The organism is Pseudonocardia sp. SID8383 (assembly GCF_009864975.1).
GTDB classification, from domain to species: Bacteria; Actinomycetota; Actinomycetes; order Mycobacteriales; family Pseudonocardiaceae; genus Pseudonocardia; species Pseudonocardia alni.
The window spans coordinates 1-2,820 of sequence record NZ_WWFY01001122.1 but is presented as its reverse complement, the minus strand read 5'-3'; the positions used below and the strand labels follow the sequence as shown (position 1 = coordinate 2,820).

3 protein-coding genes are annotated in these 2,820 nt (G+C 76.7%); 2 read left to right on the top strand and 1 reads right to left on the bottom strand.

Features of this window, described 5'->3' with window-relative positions; translation table 11 throughout:
• Both GTW08_RS27350 and GTW08_RS27345 read left to right on the top strand, forming a co-directional pair.
• Nucleotides 1-834: CHAD domain-containing protein (locus GTW08_RS27350; protein ID WP_161152712.1), on the top strand; the 834-nt coding region annotated here is incomplete at its 5' end.
• Nucleotides 835-844: 10 nt separating this feature from the next.
• A complete protein-coding gene (locus GTW08_RS27345; RefSeq protein ID WP_161152711.1) occupies nt 845-1,879 on the top strand; it encodes a PHP domain-containing protein in 1,035 nt (344 codons plus the stop codon).
• 14 nt (nt 1,880-1,893) lie between these two features.
• On the opposite strand, the gene GTW08_RS27340 is transcribed toward GTW08_RS27345, so the two are convergent.
• Nucleotides 1,894-2,295 carry a cupin domain-containing protein gene (locus tag GTW08_RS27340; protein WP_073577202.1) on the bottom strand — a complete coding sequence of 134 codons (402 nt, stop codon included), beginning with the start codon at nt 2,293-2,295 and terminating at the stop codon, nt 1,894-1,896.
• Nucleotides 2,296-2,820 lie beyond the last annotated feature (525 nt).

The window sequence follows — 2,820 nt, the reverse complement described above, 5'->3', positions numbered from 1 at the left end:
GCCGCGCGCGAGCAGGACCTGCGCGCCGACCGCCCGGACGCGGTGCACCAGATGCGCATCGCCGCCCGCCGGATGCGCAGCGCGCTGCGCACCTACGCGGGGCTCCTGGAGGGCCCGCGGGTCGCGCACGTGGTCGCCGAGCTGCGCTGGCTGGGCCGGGCGCTGGCCGGTGAACGCGACGCCGAGGTCCAGGAGGAGCGCCTGAACGCCCGGCTGAGCGCGCTGGAGCCGGAGCTGCTGCTGGGACCGGTGCAGGCCGCCGTCACCCGGCACTTCGCCCGCACCCGCGCCGAGACCGGGGCGGCGGTGCTCGACGTCGTCGACGGGGAGCGCTACGCCGCGCTGCAGGGCGCGCTGCGCCGGCTGCTCGCCGACCCGCCGCTGTCGCGCCGGGCCCGCAAGCCCGCGACCACCGTCCTTCCCGCGATGGTGGGCCGTACGGCCCGCAAGCTGGAGCGGCGGATGGAACGCGCGCTGGCCGACCTCGACGCCGGTCAGGTCGCCCCCGACTCGCTGCACGACGCCCGCAAGACCGGCAAGCAGCTCCGCTACGCCACCGAGGTCGCCCGGCCCAGCGTGGGGAAGGACGCGCGGGCGTTCGCGAAGCGGCTCAAGAAGGTCTCCGACGTGCTCGGCGAGCACCAGGACGCCGTCGTCTCCCGGGAGACCCTGCGGACCCTCGGGGCCCGCGCCGGCGCCGAGCGGGACAACGGGTTCACCTTCGGTGTGCTGCACGGCCGGGACACCGCGACGATGCTCGACCTGGAGCGCAGGCTGCCCACGGTGTGGGAGACGGCGTGGACGCGGCGCGCCCGCCGGTGGATGCGCCGCTAGCCTGCGCAGGGTGAGAGACGCCGTCGCCGACCTCCGCCGGATCGCGTTCCTGCTCGAACGCGCCCAGGAGTCGACCTACCGGGTGCGCGCGTTCCGGACCGCGGCCGGCGCGCTGCGCGGTCGCGACGCCGAGGAGCTGGCCCGGCTGCACGCCTCGGGCGGCCTCGCGGAGCTGAAGGGCGTCGGCGAGGTGACCGCGCGCTGCGTGGGGGAGTCCCTCGCCGGGGAGGAACCGGTCTACCTGCGACGGCTGGAGGACGCCGTCGCCCGCGCCGACGCCACCGGGGTGCCCCTGGCCGAGGCGGCGCTGCGGCTGCGCGAGGGCCTGCGCGGGGACTGCCACAGCCACACCGACGCCTCCGACGGCGGCTCCCCGCTCGCCGAGATGGCCGAGACCGCGATCGGGCTGGGCCACGACTACCTCGTCGTCACCGACCACTCGCCGCGCCTGACCGTCGCGAACGGGCTGTCCGCGGACCGGCTGCGGCGCCAGGTCGAGCAGATCGCGCAGCTCAACGAGCGGATCTCCGCGTCCGGGTCGGACTTCCGGGTGCTCACCGGCATCGAGGTGGACATCCTCGACGACGGCGCCCTCGACCAGTCCGAGGACCTGCTCGCCTCGCTCGACGTGGTGGTGGCCAGCGTGCACTCGAAGCTGCGGATGCCCCGCGACGAGATGACCGAGCGGATGCTCACCGCCGTCGCGAACCCGCACGTCGACGTGCTCGGGCACTGCACGGGCCGGATGGTCACCGGCCGCCGCACGCGCCCCGAGTCCGAGTTCGACGCCGACGCCGTCTTCGCCGCCTGCGCGGAACACGGCGTCGCCGTGGAGATCAACGCCCGGCCCGAGCGCCTCGACCCGCCCAAGCGGCTGCTGCGCCTGGCCGTCGAGGCCGGGTGCGAGTTCACGATCGACACCGACGCGCACGCCCCCGGGCAGCTCGACTGGCTCGACCACGGCTGCGCCCGCGCCGTCGCCTGCGGGGTGGACCCGGAGCGGATCCGCAACACCCGCGACCTCGCGGGCCTGCTGCGCCGCTGACCTCCGGTGCCGGGTCAGCGCAGCTCGAAGTCGGCGACGTCGAAGCCGGGCGAGACGACGCAGCTGACCAGGACCGCCCCCGGCCCCGCCGGCTCCGCCCGCTGCCACACCCCGGCCGGGACCTCCTGCTGCGGGCCGGCCGGCCCGAGGCGCAACCGGGCCCCGGGGACGGGGTCCGGCCCGTCACCACCGAGGACCAGGTCCGCCTCGGGGCCCGAGTGCCGGCACCACAGCTCGGTGGACCGGACGCGGTGCCACCGGCCGGGGGCGTCGAGGAGGTAGAGGATCGCCGTCGCCGAGGGGCGTGGACCGTACGGGGTCGCGACGACGACCGGTGAGGTCCAGGTCCGCCGGTACCAGCCACCCTCCGGGTGCGGGGCGAGGTCCAGCGCGACGGCGAGGTCGGGGCGAGCCACGCCGCCACTGTGGCAGGCGGACGCGCCGTCCGTCCTCGGATCCCACCTCGTGGCGCCCCGGGAACGTCGGCCCCGGGGCGCGTCGCACCCCTGGTGCGGTCGCCGCACCCGTCGCTGCGGGTGCGGGAGCCCCCGCCGGGGTGCGAGACCTCCGTGCGCGGGGCGCTCCGCGCGGCGACGCGTGCCACACCCGCCGTCGCGCCGGCCGGTCACCCGACGTCACCGGTGCCCGCGGGAAGATCACCGTCCGTCCACGGGCGACCGCATCCCACCCGTTCGCGCGCTCCCCGGACGAGTGGTTCGACTGGTGCTCCTCACCCACCGCACGTGAGATGGGACCGCAGGTGACCGAGTGACAGGAGTGATCCACGGTGCGGACCAGGACCAGGACGACGGTGGCGGTGCTCGCCGCGACGCTCGCGCTGTCGGCGGTCACGACGGCCGGTGCGTCGGCGGCACCCACGGCTCCGGCGGCCGCCGTGACCCGGACCGTCGCCGACGACCCGGCGCCCCCGCGGGACGACA